Genomic DNA, 15,259 nt, shown 5'->3' on the forward strand with positions numbered 1-15,259 from the left:
ATCGCCCGGAGTGGCCCCGTCGTGGCCTGGCCCGTGCGGGCGCCCGGGTCGGCCGGCAATACCCTGGCCCGGGTGGCAATCGCCAGTTACGGGAGGGTTGTGTGAGCAGGCCGGTGATTTTTGATCGTCCAGCCTCGGGCCGGCCGGCCCGAGGGCTGTCGAGCGCCGTCACCCAGTGGCACGCCCGGGCGGTCGCGCGGCTCACCGGCGCGCCCGCGGCCGTCCGTGCCGAGCAGTTCTTCGCCGACCAGGGCCGGGTGATCGCCGGGCTGCTCCTTCTCTCGGTCACCGGCTCCCTCGCCGTGGCGGCCGGGCCGTTCATCGTGCGGCGGCTCGTCGACGACGCCCTGCCCACGGGGAAGGTCGGGGACCTGATCCCGCCGGTATTGATGCTCTGCGGTCTGTTGGTGTTCGAATCGGCAGTGCTCGCGGCGCGGATGAAGCTGATCGCGCGGCTCGGCGGGCTGCTGACGGTGCGGATCAGGCAGGCGGTGAACTCCCACCTGCAGCGACTGCCGTTCTCGTTCTTTCCTCGTGCCCAGCAGGGCGAGGTGATGACCGTGCTGTCCACCGACGTCGTGGACGCGCAGAACGCCGTCTCGGCCACCACCCAGGCGGTGGTCTGCCGAGTCGCGGACATCGTCGTCGGCCTTGTGGTCATCTTCACGCTGGACTGGCGGCTGAGCCTCGCGGTGATGGTGTTCGCCCCGGCCACCCTCCTGATCATCCGCGGTGGCCGGCGCCGGCTCGGCGCGTTGTCCGCCCGCCGGCGCGACCTCGACGGCACCCTGATGGCCCGGGCCGCCGACACGGCGTCGGTCTCCGGGGCGCTGCACGTGCGGCTCTTCGACCGGGCCGGTTACGAGGAGGAGCGCTTCGACGAGGCCGCCGCCGAGGTGCTCGCGGCCTCCGAGGAGGAGGCGCGGCTGACCTCGCGGGTCCGCCTCCTCGTGAACCTCGGGCTGGTCGCCACGATGATGGTGGTCGTCACGCTCGGGGCGGCGCTCGTCTCCAGCGGCCACACGTCGCTCGGCACGGTCGCGGCACTCGGCGGCGCGCTGCTGGTCTCGTTCGGGCCGCTGTCGACCGCCGTCAGCCTGCGTTCCGAGCTCGCCAGCGCCGGCGCCTCGTTCACTCGCATCTTCGTCCTGCTGGACACCCCCACCGACCTCCCGACGAGCGGCGGCGCTCGGCGGCCCGCGACGGCCCGGACCGTCCGGCCGTTGTCGCACGGTCCGGCCGCCGAGCCCGGCGCGCGGCCGTCGGGCGGTGTCGCGCTCGCCCTCGGTGGCGGCGTCGAGCTCTCGTTGGACGACGCCTGGTTCTCCTACGACCTCGCCGACTCCCGCGGCCATGCCACGCCGCCTGGCCCGGCGGCGGAAGCCGGTGCCGCCGCTGGCGCTCGTACCGGCCCTGGCGCCGGCGCGGGTGAGCCGGAGTGGAGCCTGCGGGGGGTCAGTCTGCGGGTGGCGCCCGGCACGACGGCGGCTGTGGTCGGCGCCAGCGGGGCCGGGAAGACGACGATCACCTACCTGGTCGCCGGCCTGTACCGGCCCCAGCGCGGCACCGTGCGCCTGGGCGGCGTGCCGCTGGCCGACCTGGCTCCCAGCGAGCTGCACCGCGTCGTCGGCGTCGTTCCGCAGGACCCGCACCTGTTCCACGACACGATCGCCGCGAACCTGCGTTACGGCCGGCTGGACGCGACCGACGACGAGCTGCGTGCCGCGCTGGAGGCGGCATGTCTCGGCACGCTGTTCGAGCGGTTGCCCGACGGGCTGGCGACCAGGGTGGGTGCGCGCGGCTACCGGCTGTCCGGCGGCGAGCGCCAGCGGCTGGCGATCGCCAGGGTGCTGCTTCAGTCCCCCGAGGTCCTGGTCCTGGACGAGGCGACGTCCGCGCTCGACAGCGTGTCCGAGCTGGCGGTGCGCGAGGCCCTCGACGCGCTGTCGATCGGGCGCACCACCCTCGTCATCGCCCACCGGCTCTCCACGGTGCGGGACGCGGACCGGATCTACGTCCTCGACCACGGCCAGGTCGTCGAGGACGGCACCCACGACGCCCTGCTAGCCGACGACGGCGCCTACGCCCGTCTCTACCGCCCGGCGTCCGCCTGACCAGCTCCCGTCCCGAAGATCTCTATCGGGCGACAAGTCCTTCCGTATCTTCGCGCACCGCCGGGCCGGGAGCGCGCGGACGCCGGCCGAGGTGCCGTCAGACCGGTTCCGGCTCGGGAGTCTCCGGCGCGGGCTCCGTGTACGGCGACGGCTCGTGGGGCGCGGGCGGCAGGTCGTCCGGGTTGTCAGGCAGCAGCGGGCCAGGGTCATCGGGGATGGGAGCGTCGGGGTCCAGCGGCGGCGGTCCCGGCGGCCGCGGCCGGACGGTCCGCGGCTGGGAGACCCACAGGGCGCCTGGCCGGCCTAGCCGAGCAAGAAGCCGCGTCTCCGCCTGGGCACACATGAGATCGCCTCTACCCGTCGCATCAGTGCCGAAACATCCGGTCTAACCACGTACACCCCGTCCGACGGACCACCACGCCGGGCCGCTCGCCCGCCCGGCGGTTCTGGTTCTACGGTGGCCGGGTGTATGCGGTCACGGTGAAGAGTCCTGGCGGGCCCGAGGTCCTTGAGTGGCGTGAGGTGGAAGACCCGGCCGGCCCCGGGCCGGGTGAGGTCGCCATCGAGGTGGTCGCCACCGCGGTCAACCGGGCCGACCTGATGCAACGACAGGGTTTCTATCCGCCGCCGCCCGGCGCGTCGGACCTTCTGGGTCTCGAGTGCTCCGGCCGGGTCGCGGCCCTCGGAACCGGCGTCGAGGACTGGGCGGTCGGCGACGAGGTGTGCGCTCTGCTCGCCGGCGGCGGGTACGCGACCAGGGTCGTCGTGCCCGCCGGGCAGGTGCTGCCGGTGCCCGACGGCGTGGACCTGGTCACGGCCGGCGGGCTGCCCGAGGTCACGTCGACCGTCTACTCGACGGTCTTCCAGCGGGCGGCGCTCGCCGACGGCGAGACGTTCCTGGTGCACGGCGGCGCCTCCGGTATCGGCACGTTCGCCATCCAGGCGGTGCGGACCCTGCGGCCGAAGGCGTTCATCGCCACCACCGCCGGCACGCCGGACAAGCTCGCGCGCTGCCGCGAGCTCGGCGCCGACCTCACGATCTCCTACCGGGACGACGACTTCGTCGCCCGGGTGAAGGAGGCCACCGGCGGGCGCGGTGCCGACGTCATCCTCGACAACATGGGCGCGAAGTACCTCGCCCGCAACGTCGACGTGSTCGCGCCCGACGGCCGGCTGGTGGTGATCGGTCTGCAGGGCGGGATCAAGGCCGAGCTGAACCTGTCGGCGCTGCTGGCCAAGCGGGGCGCCGTCCACGCGATGTCGTTGCGGCATCGGCCGGCGGAGCAGAAGGCGGCGATCGTGGCCGGGGTACGCGCCGAGGTGTGGCCGGCGTTCGCGGCGGGCTCCATCCGCCCGGTCATCGACCGGGTGCTTCCCCTGCCCGACGCCGCCGAGGCTCACCGCGTCGTCGAGTCCCTCGGCCACGTCGGCAAGGTCCTGTTGACCACGCCGACGGCCTGAACCGACCGACTGGTGGCGTCGCCGGGTCGAGAGGGCAGGATGGTGAGCATGACAAATCAGCCGGAACAGCGGGTGGTGATCGTGGGCCCGGACGGCCAGCTGCATGCGTCGCCGGAGGGCCTCGAGGCCGGGGCAGGCCGCGGACGCCAGGGTGATGGCGACGGGGAGAACATCGACGGCGCGTCCGTCCGCTCCGCGCTCTCCTCGATGGTCTCGCAGCCGGACAAGGTCATGCGGATCGGCACCATGATCAAGCAGCTGCTGGAGGAGGTGCGGGCCGCGCCGCTGGACGAGGCCAGTCGGGTGCGGCTGCGCGAGATCCACCGCAGCTCGATCCGCGAGCTCTCCGAGGGGCTCGCGCCGGAGCTGAAGGAGGAGCTCGACCGGCTCACGCTGCCGTTCGAGGAGAACCACACCCCGAGCGACAGCGAGCTGCGGATCGCGCAGGCCCAGTTGGTCGGCTGGCTCGAGGGCCTGTTCCACGGCCTGCAGACGGCGTTGTTCGCGCAGCAGATGGCGGCACGTGCCCAGCTCGAGGAGATGCGCCGCCGCGCCCTTCCCAGCGGCCAGCAGCCCCGAGAGGAAGGCTTCGGCGGCGGCACCTACCTCTGAGGCCGCCGCCGGCGGAGCCCTTAGCTGGCCGGGCTGACCGAGCTCATGTTGAAGTCGGGAATGCGAAGTGCCGGCATTCGGCTCAGCTTGAACCAGTCGGCCCATTCACGGCCCAGGGTGCGGGTCGTGGCGCCGATCTCGGCGATGCGGCCGAGCAGGCTGACCGGGGACTCGTTGAACCGGAAGTTGTTCACGACCCCGACGACCTCGCCGTTCTCGACGAGGTAGACGCCGTCCCGGGTCAGCCCGGTCAGGAGAAGGACCTCCGGATCCACCTCGCGGATGTACCAGAGACAGGTGAGCAGCAGGCCGCGCCTGGTCGAGGCGACCATCTCGTCCAGCGTGGCCGTGCCGCCGCCGTCCATCGTCAGGTTGTCGACGAAGGGTGTGGCGGTCGTGCCGGCCGCGCGGGCGGAGGCGCGGGTGTGCACCAGCGCGGCGAGCTTGCCGTCCTCGAACCAGTCCGTCCGCCCGAGCGTGAGCCCGTTGTCGAACACACTCGACGTCGCCGACGAGTGGCCGGACGAGACGAACGGCTCGCACGACAGCTCGGGATCGGCGGGGTCGCTGAACAGCCGCAGCCCGCTCGGGCCGAAGGCCTCCCCAAGACGGGTGCCGCCGCCAGCGCGGCTGAAGACCGTTCGTCCCTCGGCGGCGTCCCGCCCGGCGGCTGACCAGTAGGCGTCGAGGATCAGGTCCGAGACCGCCGACGGCGGCAGCAGCGTCTCGTACCTGCCCGCCGGAAGCTCGACCGAACGGGCGCACCAGCCGAGGCGGCGGCGCAGCTCGGCGTCGGTCGCGGCGACGTCGACGTCCGTGAAGTCATGCGTCGACTGGCCATGCCAGACCGAACCGCCAGGCTGCCCGTTCTTGGCGTTCCACTCGACGGAGCCGGTCGGCTGGCTGTGCCGCAGCCGCAGCCCGGTCGACGTGCCGAGCCAGGTGGTCGTCAAGTCGTGCTCGGCGAAGCCGTAGAGTGCTCGGTCCTCCATCCGGGCCGCCCGCAGCGCCTCGCCGAGATCGGCGGCGAACGCCGAGAACACCGCCGTCGACGTGTGTCGCGCGGGCTCGTCGAAGGCGCCGTCGCCCGGCCTGGCGACCGCGGCTCCCGGCTGGCCAGGGGCGAGCAGCTCGGCGTAGTCCTCCGCCTCGTCGGAGTCCTTCGCCGCGGCCTCCGAGGCCCGGACGAGCTCGGCGAGCTTGTCGACGGCGACGCCCCCGGCAAGGCCGGAGTCGATCGAGCTCACGGAGCGCACCCCGAACGAGCGGCCGACGACGCTGATCACGGTGACCGAGCGGTCGCGGGTGGCCCCGTTGGTCGTCAGCGTGTTGTTCGCCCAGCGCAGGTTCACGTTGCTCGACTCGCTGGCGATGACCACACAGCCATCGGCCCGCGAGGCGGCGAGCGCCCGCTCCACGATCTCGTGGGACGCCTCGGTCACCAGAATCCTCCCGTATACGTCGCCAGTCTTAGGTTGCGAGGGGCGGTTTTGAACTCAGATGCTGCCCGTCAATTCCCATGAGGTAGCAGTCTGGCAAGTACCTCTGACCGGGTGTGGTTGGCGAGGGTCCCCCGGGGTTCCTGCCGGATCGGCGGAGCTTGCGGAGCCGATCTGGGAGGTCCGGATCTGCCTCCCCGACCTCCGAACGACGCCAAACGGACGGATGGGCACTGACCGGCAGATCGGTGGGGTAACTTCACCGGCCAGCCTCGTGGCGGGTGTTGAGGACGTTGATGCCGCGGAACAGCGACGTCGGGGCGCCGTGGCTGACGGCGGCGACCTGGCCAGGTTGGCCCTTGCCGCAGTTGAACGCTCCGCCGAGCTGGTATGTCTGCTCACCGCCGAGGCCGTCCAGGGCGCCCCAGAAGTCGGTCGTCGTAGCTTGATAAGCGACGTCGCGCAGCTGGCCGACGATGCGCCCCTTACGGATCTCGTAGAAGCGCTGGCCGGTGAACTGGAAGTTGTAGCGCTGCATGTCGATCGACCAGCTCTTGTCGCCGACGACGTAGATCCCGCGATCGACCCCGCCGATCAGTTCCGAGGTCGACGGGCCGCCGGGCGTCGGCGCGAGCGAGACGTTGGCCATCCGCTGGATCGGCACGTGCCCCGGCGAGTCGGCGAACGCGCAGCCATTGGACCGGGTGACGCCGAGGCGGGCGGCGTTCGCCGCCGCCATCCGCCGGTCGAGCTGGTAGCCGGCGAGCGTGCCGGCACGGACGATGTCCCAACGGCTGGTGGCCACGCCCTCGTCGTCGTAACCGATGGTCGCGAGGCCGTGCGGCGCGGTGCGGTCGCCGGTGATGTTCATCAGCGGGGAGCCGTAGCGCAGGGCGCCCAGCTTGTCGAGGGTGGCGAACGAGGTGCCGGCGTAGGCGGCCTCGTAGCCGAGCGCCCGGTCGAGCTCGGTGGCGTGCCCGACGGACTCGTGAATCGTGAGCCACAGGTTCGACGGGTCGATCACCAGGTCATAGCGGCCCGGCTCGACCGACGACGCCTTCGCCTTCTCCGCCAACAGGCCCGGAATCGTCTCGATCTCGGAGTCCCAGTCCCAGCACCCGGCGGCCGGCCCCGAGACCAGCCACTCCCAGCCCCGGCCCACCGGGGGCGCGATGGTGCGCATGGTCTCGAAACCGCCAGCCGGATCGACCTGGGTCGCCTCCAGCTGGCAGATCACCCGTACCCGCTGCTGCGTCGTCGAGGTGCCAGCCAGGTCCGCGTAGTACTTGTTCTCCTGGACCTCGTTGAAGTGGCCGTCGACGTGGTCGACGCTGGGGGAGCCGAGCAGCGTCCGGCACAGCCCGCCGATCCGGTCGACCTTCTCCCGCGGGTCGATCGCGAACGGGTTCACCGCGTAGGCGGACACCCAGGCGGCGTCGGCGTGCACCGGCTCGCCAGCGAGCTCGATCGGCTCGGAGTTCAGCGGCCGGGCGACCTTGGCGATCTCGACGGCCTCGCGGGCGACCCGGACGGCCTCGTCCACGGTCAGGTCCACGCCAGCGGCGAAGCCCCAGGTCCCCTCATGCACGACCCGGACCGCGAAGCCGACGGTGGAGCCGTCGTGGCTGCTCTCCAGCCCGCCATCCCGGAACGACAGCGACCCGTCGCGCAGCCGCTCGACACGGATGTCGGCGTGGCTCGCGCCGAGATCGCGGGCCGTCTGGAGAGCCGCGTCGGTGAGCGCCGCGCGTGGCAGGGCGAGAAACTCGGGGTCGACGTCATGGGGCGGCGTCGCTGGCCCTCCCGGCGAGGCGGCAATCGACATGCCTTCATCTTGGACCGTGTACGTCGTGCCACGTGCGCCGGGACGCATCGCGCCGTGCCCTGGGTGCTTGCCGACCGGTTCCGGGCAGCGCCATACGACCGCGGGGCGCGTCGCTGGTACACCAGCGACGCGCCCCGCGGACCCCGGCCCGCCCCCCGATGATTGGACGGGCCGGGGCGCCTACTCGCGGCACCTGCGTCAGGTCCGCCGCGAGTCTGATCGTTCAGTGGCTCTGATCATGCGGTGGCTTCGACGTCTCCCTCCGGCCGTCCCCTCGCGCAGGCCGGGCAGGATTGTCGGTGGTCATCTCAGTTCAGGCATGTGGCTCTATCATGATCATGGTCCCTGTGGGCGGCAGCCGTCGCCCTGGTCACCCCGCAGATCGTCACCCGAGCCGCGTTCAACGAGTAGCCAACGATGCTCGGCCTCGCCCAGGGCGGCCGACATCAGCCGCCGGTCTTGAGGAGCCGGGGCGAGGAACACATCGGTGGCGTGGGTGAACGCGGCCAGAAAGCTCTGAGTAGCCGGCGCGTCGAGGTCGATCCGGGTCTCCCTGCCTGGTCGCGGCACGACCGCGAAGACGAACTCGACGGCGAGCCGGTTCATCCGCGTGGAGAACAGATCGGTGCCAGCCGTGGGTTTCGATGCCTTGGCGGGCCGGAAACGGGGCCTGAGCTGGTCACGGCCATCGTCGACGTCCCTGTTCAGGTGTATGGCTGACCAGGTGGCGCTGCCGCTGACGGGCGGGAGATCCGGATAAGGATCGACGGCCATGCGGTCGACGCCGCGTCCGAGGTCGCCGGTGAGCTCCGCCCCGGACCAGAGAAACCCGTCCTTATCGGCGTTCCCGGCCATGGACGGCCGCCCTCGATGCCAGCGGACGACACCAGCGGCGACGATCCCCACCAGGATCGCGGCCAGCAGAGCCGTGAGCCAGACGGCCAGCGGGTGCCCCGATTCGCGGGGACCCGCACTTGTGGCCGTGACGCCGCCAGGCAAGCCCTGGTTGGAGCGAAGGCCGGCGGAAGGCGGCCCGACTATGGACCCGGCGCTGTGAGCCGTGGGCGTGTCCTCGTCGGCGCCGGTCAGCCATGCGAGCACATTGGCGGCTCCGGCGAGAAGCAATGTCGGAATAGCGAAGAATAGTACTGTTCGTCCCTTGCCGAGGCAGGCAGCCAGGACTGTCAGGCCGATGCCGGAAGCGATCAGGTCTCGCGCCGACACCCCGGATCCAAGGCCTGACAGGGCGATCTCACACATGTACCGTCCTCCCAACCGTGATGATTCTGCGGATTTCGCAACCCGCGAGGGTTCGTGGCCACGTGTCGGGGGTTGCCGAAAAGATCTTGGCGTTGGGTGRCGCCGACGTCGTCAAGCGGGRCATCGCACCTCCTTGACCTAGTGACGGGAGTTCGGTCCATCGGGCCTGCCTGAAATAGTGCGACAAGATGCCTCGACCGAGCAAGTTGTTCCCGAATATTCGTAACTTCTTCATGATCTTGTCTTGGAGTGGATGAAGTAAGACATGGCATAGCACCTATATGACGCAAAACGGCAAAAAGCCGGACCGGTGGGCTGAGGGTCGGAGCCCTCCGGCGGCGCTCCGAAAAGGCGCGTATGCGCCAATCGTTGTGCTCTAATTGACTCCCGTGGCCGATCGGCTCGTCAGGCCGTAGGACCGGGTCAACCGCGGCTGGCGAGATGGCCACATTTAGCGCTCGCCACGGGACCGAGGCAGAAGGTGAGCGCGATGCTGGTACTGGCTCATGCGTCCTGTAGCACCGGCACCTGCCCCGGCGTGTGGGCCGATCCCGAAACCGGGGATTTGTACGTGGTGGGCTACCCGGACTCGGYTGGCCTGACCGACGATGACGGCCGGTCTGTGGTCACGATGGCCGCGCCGCTCTTCGACGAGGCAACCGCGGTGCTCCGGCTCGCGGGGGCCACCCCGGTGACGTACGGGCTCACAGCGGAGATTCGCGAGGGTATGGCGTACTTGTCGGGCCGGACGGTACTGAGACCGCCCTCCGCCATCAGGCTCGCCGAGAACGAAGCCATTCTTGTGGTCGGCCGGCTCGCTCCAGCGGTACTCGACGCGATCGCGCGCCGTTGACTTAGGCCTGTGCCCCTCCGAGCTCGATGTCGTTTGGGGCTATTCGTAGCTGATGGTCAGGCTTGGCCGCGCCGTGTGGCGCGGCCGCGGCGTCCGCGATCAGTCAGATTTCACTGGCTGCCCCCCGGCCGTCTGACAGGACCTGGGCGCTGGCTCACGCGCCAGTCAACCGAAGGAACCGCTGCGGCATCAGGCTTTAAGGGTGCCGCAGCCCAGCACCACGGCGTGGCGTAGGCTCCGTGGTCAGTATGACTATTCTGGTCGGCCGGGCGATCTCAGCCGCCCGTGCGGGCCATATTCCGACATATTTGCTGACGGCCGGGACCTGGTGTAAGTTCGGGCCGTCTAGGGAGACGGAGTAGGGCGATGAGTCTCAACCCTCTGGCGACTGTCTGCAGTTCCGGAGCGTGTCCGACTGTGTACACAGAGGATGGCTCCGATGGAGACGTGATCGTCCAGGGCTATCTTCCGGACCCGCGGGTCGCCGAGGACGTGCCGCCAGGGGAAGCGCGTGTGGTCATTCCGCCGGCGTTGCTACGCGACGCGGCGCGGGAATTGCTCGCGTCCGGCTGAAAGCCGAGCTACCGCCCTTAGTCCAGGCGGTAGCTCGAACATCGAGCGGGAGGCAGCGATGGAGGCCGATGAGCCACGTCTGGACCGTCGCCATCCCGCTGATGTGAACGAGCTGCTGGGGGCCGCGCTCGCCAGACTTCGACGTGAGCGCGGCCTTACCGGCGTCGAACTCGCGAAGCGGTCCGCCGTGAGTCAGGGGCAGATCTCCAAGATTGAGAACTCGCGTACGACGCCCTCGGTGCAGGACGTCCAACGCATCGCGACAGCACTTGATCTGGAGCAGACCGTCACGGCGAGCCTCCTCGAGCAGACGCGCCATGCGCACGAGACCGCGGCAAGGAAGCGGCTTGCCCGCCGCAGCGTCGACCGGCCGGCCTCCGTGCAGCAGGAGGACTATGCGAACGAGGAGGGCGGGGCGCATCATATTCAGTCGTTCGAGCCAATTGTCGTGCCAGGCCTGCTCCAGACCAGCGAGTACACCCGGCGAGTGATCAACGGCTTCTACAAGGTCGTCTACGGTGACGACCGACAGGGCTGGCCGGACACGGCCGCCGCGGTGGGACTGYGCGTCGCCCGTCAGGAACGGCTTTACGACACGAGCAAGACATTCGAATTCGTGATCATGGAGTCGGTTTTTCGACACCGCTTCGGGCGCGTGACCTGGCCTCTGATGATGGCGGCGCAGATCCAGCGGATCGAGGACGTCCTCGAACTGCCAAATGTGTCAATCAGAATCTTGACCTTTGACGCCAAGCTGAGCTATCCGCCCGTTGAGACCTTCACGATCTTCGACGACGTGACAGTTATGACCGAGTCGACCGCCGGCGCCAGCCGTCGCGACCTCGATGGCGTCGAGCTCTACTCCCGCGCGTTCGAGGAGTTCTGGAATCTCAGCACCGAAGACGTCACCCCTATTTTGAAGCGATACAAGTCCGAGTATCTGGAAGAAGAAGCCGCCCATCCCTCCTAGACGACCTGTCTGGGACTGGGGCCGGGCCCGCCCGTCTTCGTTGTCGGCCGGGCCCGGCGGTCCGCCACGTTTCCCGCAGTCGATCAGCTGTGGCGGCCGGCGTTCGGGCCGCCGGCACCGGTCGGAACTCCGGGCGGCGGCGGCCGCCGGCTGTCGCTTCGCTGGGTGGGCAACGTCCGGCTCCGGGAGCCGCGGACCTGCCGCGGCCCCGGCTCGTCCGGGCGGCCATCCGCCCACGCGGCCGTCCCTCGCTGCAGGTCGGCGCGGACTGCTTCCCACTGCCGCTCTGCGCGACGTACCGCGTTGACAAGATCGGAGCGGGACGTCGTCTGGTCTAGTTCGTGAAGGATGGTGGCCGCGTCCAGCAGCGCTGCCGCCATCTCACGAGCCTGTTTCGAGCTGGCGTCCAGCCGGGGCAGCAGGCCCTGGCACGGAGCGACGGACCGGACATACTCCCTGGCACACCAGCAAAGACGGAATTCCAACTGTTGGGGGTTGGAGCCGGTCGCGGTGGCGTAGAAGTTCATCAGTCGAGACAGGCGACCGTGTTCGGTTGGCGCTCGCCACTCGAGCGGCTGGCTGCCGGGAGACCCGGCCAAGGCGCTGGTGGAGTCGGCCATCGTGGCCGTACCCCGCCTGGTTACTACCAAGGATTCCGTGGTTAGAGCCCCCGCGCGCGGCATATTCCGACGCACCTCCTGCTTGCAGGGCCACCTACCGGTAGGTCGGTGAGGCCATAAGCAAAAGGTAGCTGACCGCTGAAGCTCTCACAAGGCCTATTGGAGAATCTAGTCCATGATCTCTAGACTAGAGGGCTAGTAGGAATACTCTAGTCTCCCAGGGGTCATCGCCCGTTCGGCGGTTGGACGCACGAGCCAGGATGGGATGGAGGGACGTCATGAGGACCTGGGCCATAGCGGCGCGGKTGGGCATAGATCGCGACTCGGCACGATGGGCCAAGACCGGGAGTGGGTCCGGGCATGGCGGCGTTTCAGACTGGTTCGCTGCGGTCCRCGTCAACGGCCGCGAGGAAAAGCTCACGGGTGATCTCGACGAGCACCTCGCCCTCCGAGGTCCGTACCCCCGCCTCGACCGCGTCGAGCCCAGATCCCTGGATGACGACGGTGCCGCGATCGGTGAAGTACACCTGGGGGCAGGCACCGGAATTACACGCCGGYGTGGCCGGGATCAGCTGCATCGAGGCAACCCTCTCTCTGCGTGCCCCGTGCCGCCTGCGCGCACGTCGTCGTCCGGCGGGCTCGGTCAGTCGGGGGTCACCCGACCAACCGGCGGGACCTTTTACCTCATTTGAACATGACGGTGACGTCGGTGCCCCATGGTTTGAGCGGCCAACGGCAGACGGTCCTCGGCCCCCACAGCTCACCGCGATCCGGTCATCGACCGGCCGTTCGCCCTAGCGACGACCAACCATGCCCCGAAACACGCTTATCGATGATCCGTATGGGCGATCTGTGGGGGACGGACGCTCCGCCCGGCCCCCCGCGCGGAGGTCGACGCGCTGGTCAGGCGGCGCGCKGCTAGTATTCAGCCCCGAGGTCGATCACCATGCATCCTCATGATCACTATCATCCAATCTGTCATATTCYGGGCGAGCCCAATTGATCTGGGGACGGCCCGGAGAGGAAAGTAGGAGCGATGGAGCTCGTACCCCTGGCGGCGACCGCCTGCGCCGCGGCGAACTGTCCGACCGTGTTCAGTGCCGCCGACGGGTCCCTGGTCGTGCAGGGTTATGTCGTGCCTGCGCAGGCGGACGTGCCTGCCGGTGAGGCGCGGGTGCGGATTCCTCGGGAGCTTCTGCTCCAGGCCGCGCGCGAGTTGCCGGAGTGGAGCTAGCCGACTGGCGGAGAATGCCGCGTCGGCTCGGACGGAGGTGACTGGACGCTATGACGGAGGACGTTCGCTTCAGGCCGGACGCTCTTGACTTGAGCCAGCCCTCGGGAGACGTCGGCGCGGCGCTCGCTAGCCTGCGGCATCAGAAGGGGATCACGGGCGAGGCGCTGGGGTTGCTCGTCGGGTTCTCTCAGGCGAAGATTTCCAAGATCGAACGGGGTGTGCTGCGTGCATCCCCGAAGGACGCTGAGAAGATCGCTGCCGCCCTGGACGCGTCGGCCGATCTGGTGGCCAAGCTGGTCGAATGGGCCGAGCAGGCTTACGGGGATGGCGGGAACAGGCGGGCGCCGAGCCGGCGTGGCACGGCCAGCCAGCAGGAGGTCTTCGCTGAGGAGGGGACCGCGGCCCACGTCCGCGAGTTCCAGCCCATCGCGGTGCCTGGGCTGCTCCAGATCAGTGAATATGCCCGCCGCGTGATCAACGGCTACCACGCCATCATGACGACCGATCCGAGCGCCTTGTGGGCCGAGACCGCGACGATGGTGTCGCTGCGGATCCAGCGCCAGGAGCGCCTGTACGACGTGAGYAAGAACTTCGAGTTCCTGCTCATGGAGGCGGTGCTCGCCAACCGGTTCGCCTCGCCCGGTTCCATGCTCGCCCAGGTCGACCGGATCGAGCAGGCGTCCCGGCTGCCCAACGTGACGATCCGGATCGTCCCGCAGACCGCCGAACTCGGGCTCCCGCCGCTGCATGGGTTCCAGCTGTTCGACGACGACATGGTGATCACAGAGGCGGTCGACTCAACGATCTTCCGTGATCGTCGGTCGGTCGAGTTCTACACGCACTTCTACAACGCCTACGTCGAGCGCACCGTCGCGGACCTGACGCCGATCCTCGAGCATTACAAGGCGCTGTACGCCTCGCTCGCGCTCCCGAGGGACGACTGATGCCCTTCCCTCGGCCGGCCGCGCAGGGCCCCGGTAAGGCAGGCGCCTCGGGAGGCCGAGGCAGGCCGTGGCAGGCCGTGGGCTATGGGAAGAGGCGTTCCAGGACGAGGGCCACGCCGTCGTTGTCGTTGGACGCGGTGATCTCGTCGGCGGCGGCCAGGACCTCGGGATGGGCGTTGGCGACGGCGACGGCGTGGCCGGCCCAGGCGAGCATCGGCAGGTCGTTGAGCATGTCGCCGAAGGCGACGACGTCGTCGGCGGTCACTCCGCGCCTTGCGGCCACCTGGGCGAGCGCCACGGCCTTGGAGACACCGGCCCCGGCGATCTCGACCAACGTCTCGGTCGAGCGGGTGACCATGGCCTCCGTGCCGGCCAGGGCCACGATCTTCTCGTAGACGTCGGCGAGCGACTCACCGCCGCTGCGCACCAGCAGCTTGGCTGGCGGCAGCGTGACAAGCAGCTCGGCCACGTCGGCGACGAGTTCGTCCGGATCCGGCCACATCGTCAGGAAGRGTGGCTCGCGGCCAAACTTGATCCCACTCTCGACGGCGAATGCCGCCTCCGGCACGATCTCGCGGATCGCCAGCGCCAGCCGGAGGGCGGAGTCCGGGTCCAGCCCACGCTGGTCGATCATGACACCCGCGTCGAGGTCGTAGACGAGTGCCCCGTTCGCGCAGACGGCGATGCCGGCTACGGAGGTCTTCGCGACGACGTCCGCCATGACCCGGATTGGCCGTCCGGTGACGAACACGACTGTCCCGCCGTGCTCGCCGACCCGGCGCAGCGCGTGGCGGGTGCGCTCCGACACCGTGCCGTCCGATCGGATCAGCGTTCCATCCAGATCAGTGGCAACTATCGCGGGAGGGGACACAGCGACTCAGTCAACCAGCGTAGGGCGGTCCGCACCATGGTCATGGCGCCCGGGCGACCGTCAGATCCAGGTCATTTCGTGAGGAAGTGCTCATTCGGGCGGGCGCCTACGGCCGGTTCGCCTCGCCTGGTTCCAGGCTCGCTCAGGTCGACCGGATCGAGTGGGCGTCCCGACTGCCCAACGGGACGATCCGGATCGTCCCGCGGACCGTCGAACTCGGGCTCCCGCCGCTGCATGGGTTCCAGCTGTTCGACGACGACATGGTGATCGCAGAGGCGGTCGACTCAACGATCTTCGCCGACAGTGCTGTGGGCGGGACCGTGGCACCACCGAGTGCTGGCGTGAGGTAGCTGGGCCTGGCGGAGGCGCCGGGTAGCCGGTTCCGCGGAACCGTTGTCGAGACCGACTGGCTGCCGGTCCGCGCCCGGTGGATGAATTCTGTCGCTTCATGGCGTGCGCCGGCCCGCGCGGTGGGCTGACCCG

At 69.6% G+C, this 15,259-nt stretch carries 16 protein-coding genes; 9 read left to right on the forward strand and 7 right to left on the reverse strand.

Going from position 1 to position 15,259, the window contains the following annotated elements; all coding sequences use genetic code 11:
- Positions 1–101: 101 nt before the first annotated feature.
- A complete protein-coding gene (locus BL253_RS25410) occupies positions 102–2,114 on the forward strand; it encodes an ABC transporter ATP-binding protein (RefSeq protein ID WP_241835111.1) in 2,013 nt (670 codons plus the stop codon).
- A gap of 97 nt (positions 2,115–2,211) precedes the next feature.
- Here BL253_RS25410 and BL253_RS25415 read toward each other — a convergent pair whose 3' ends face one another.
- Positions 2,212–2,457: a hypothetical protein gene (locus BL253_RS25415; RefSeq protein WP_241835112.1), complete on the reverse strand. Its 246-nt coding sequence runs from the start codon at positions 2,455–2,457 to the stop codon at positions 2,212–2,214.
- Between the two features lie 122 nt (positions 2,458–2,579).
- Here BL253_RS25415 and BL253_RS25420 point away from each other — a divergent pair, with 122 nt between their 5' ends.
- Together BL253_RS25420 and BL253_RS25425 are read left to right on the forward strand one after the other, a co-directional pair.
- A complete protein-coding gene (locus BL253_RS25420) occupies positions 2,580–3,575 on the forward strand; it encodes an NAD(P)H-quinone oxidoreductase (RefSeq protein ID WP_076819781.1) in 996 nt (331 codons plus the stop codon).
- Positions 3,576–3,623: 48 nt separating this feature from the next.
- Positions 3,624–4,187 carry a bacterial proteasome activator family protein gene (locus BL253_RS25425; protein ID WP_076819783.1) on the forward strand — a complete coding sequence of 188 codons (564 nt, stop codon included), beginning with the start codon at positions 3,624–3,626 and terminating at the stop codon, positions 4,185–4,187.
- Between the two features lie 20 nt (positions 4,188–4,207).
- On the opposite strand, the gene BL253_RS25430 is transcribed toward BL253_RS25425, so the two are convergent.
- The 3 genes from BL253_RS25430 to BL253_RS25440 form a co-directional block, all read right to left on the reverse strand.
- Positions 4,208–5,629, reverse strand: a complete 1,422-nt coding sequence (locus tag BL253_RS25430; protein WP_076819785.1) for a metallopeptidase TldD-related protein — start codon at positions 5,627–5,629, stop codon at positions 4,208–4,210.
- A 256-nt stretch (positions 5,630–5,885) separates the two neighbouring features.
- Positions 5,886–7,451: a TldD/PmbA family protein gene (locus tag BL253_RS25435; RefSeq protein WP_076819787.1), complete on the reverse strand. Its 1,566-nt coding sequence runs from the start codon at positions 7,449–7,451 to the stop codon at positions 5,886–5,888.
- A 336-nt stretch (positions 7,452–7,787) separates the two neighbouring features.
- Positions 7,788–8,711, reverse strand: coding sequence for a hypothetical protein (locus BL253_RS25440; protein ID WP_131831569.1), 924 nt, complete (start codon positions 8,709–8,711; stop codon positions 7,788–7,790).
- A gap of 490 nt (positions 8,712–9,201) precedes the next feature.
- Here BL253_RS25440 and BL253_RS25445 point away from each other — a divergent pair, with 490 nt between their 5' ends.
- From BL253_RS25445 to BL253_RS25455, 3 genes are all read left to right on the forward strand, one after another.
- Complete coding sequence (locus BL253_RS25445) at positions 9,202–9,564, forward strand: hypothetical protein (RefSeq protein ID WP_076819791.1); 363 nt, start codon at positions 9,202–9,204, stop codon at positions 9,562–9,564.
- Positions 9,565–9,981: 417 nt separating this feature from the next.
- Positions 9,982–10,137 (forward strand): hypothetical protein, encoded by a 156-nt coding sequence (locus BL253_RS25450; RefSeq protein ID WP_241835113.1) that lies wholly within the window; start codon positions 9,982–9,984, stop codon positions 10,135–10,137.
- A 58-nt stretch (positions 10,138–10,195) separates the two neighbouring features.
- Entirely contained in the window at positions 10,196–11,107 is a 912-nt protein-coding gene (locus BL253_RS25455) for a Scr1 family TA system antitoxin-like transcriptional regulator (RefSeq protein ID WP_081438687.1), read from the forward strand.
- 83 nt (positions 11,108–11,190) lie between these two features.
- On the opposite strand, the gene BL253_RS41870 is transcribed toward BL253_RS25455, so the two are convergent.
- A complete protein-coding gene (locus tag BL253_RS41870; protein ID WP_131831570.1) occupies positions 11,191–11,487 on the reverse strand; it encodes a hypothetical protein in 297 nt (98 codons plus the stop codon).
- Positions 11,488–12,098: 611 nt separating this feature from the next.
- Positions 12,099–12,305 carry a hypothetical protein gene (locus BL253_RS25465; protein WP_076819797.1) on the reverse strand — a complete coding sequence of 69 codons (207 nt, stop codon included), beginning with the start codon at positions 12,303–12,305 and terminating at the stop codon, positions 12,099–12,101.
- A gap of 458 nt (positions 12,306–12,763) precedes the next feature.
- Between BL253_RS25465 and BL253_RS25470 the strand changes: the two genes are divergently transcribed.
- Positions 12,764–12,961 (forward strand): hypothetical protein, encoded by a 198-nt coding sequence (locus BL253_RS25470; RefSeq protein ID WP_071052188.1) that lies wholly within the window; start codon positions 12,764–12,766, stop codon positions 12,959–12,961.
- Between the two features lie 50 nt (positions 12,962–13,011).
- Complete coding sequence (locus BL253_RS25475) at positions 13,012–13,905, forward strand: helix-turn-helix domain-containing protein (RefSeq protein WP_076819800.1); 894 nt, start codon at positions 13,012–13,014, stop codon at positions 13,903–13,905.
- An 82-nt stretch (positions 13,906–13,987) separates the two neighbouring features.
- Here BL253_RS25475 and BL253_RS25480 read toward each other — a convergent pair whose 3' ends face one another.
- Positions 13,988–14,776, reverse strand: coding sequence for an HAD family hydrolase (locus tag BL253_RS25480; protein ID WP_076819802.1), 789 nt, complete (start codon positions 14,774–14,776; stop codon positions 13,988–13,990).
- A gap of 86 nt (positions 14,777–14,862) precedes the next feature.
- On the opposite strand from BL253_RS25480, the gene BL253_RS25485 reads away from it, so the two are divergent.
- Positions 14,863–15,126, forward strand: a complete 264-nt coding sequence (locus tag BL253_RS25485; RefSeq protein WP_076819804.1) for a hypothetical protein — start codon at positions 14,863–14,865, stop codon at positions 15,124–15,126.
- Positions 15,127–15,259: the final 133 nt, after the last annotated feature.

Origin of the sequence: Pseudofrankia asymbiotica, from assembly GCF_001983105.1 — a bacterium.
GTDB classification, from domain to species: domain Bacteria; phylum Actinomycetota; class Actinomycetes; order Frankiales; family Frankiaceae; genus Pseudofrankia; species Pseudofrankia asymbiotica.

Bases quoted from the DNA above. Each gene is read 5' to 3' on its own strand.
- BL253_RS25415 (WP_241835112.1), bottom strand. From the start codon at position 2,457: ATGTGTGCCCAGGCGGAGACGCGGCTTCTTGCTCGGCTAGGCCGGCCA.
- BL253_RS25425 (WP_076819783.1), top strand. From the start codon at position 3,624: ATGACAAATCAGCCGGAACAGCGGGTGGTGATCGTGGGCCCGGACGGC.
- BL253_RS25435 (WP_076819787.1), bottom strand. From the start codon at position 7,451: ATGTCGATTGCCGCCTCGCCGGGAGGGCCAGCGACGCCGCCCCATGAC.
- BL253_RS25440 (WP_131831569.1), bottom strand. From the start codon at position 8,711: ATGTGTGAGATCGCCCTGTCAGGCCTTGGATCCGGGGTGTCGGCGCGA.
- BL253_RS41870 (WP_131831570.1), bottom strand. From the start codon at position 11,487: ATGGCGGCAGCGCTGCTGGACGCGGCCACCATCCTTCACGAACTAGAC.
- BL253_RS25470 (WP_071052188.1), top strand. From the start codon at position 12,764: ATGGAGCTCGTACCCCTGGCGGCGACCGCCTGCGCCGCGGCGAACTGT.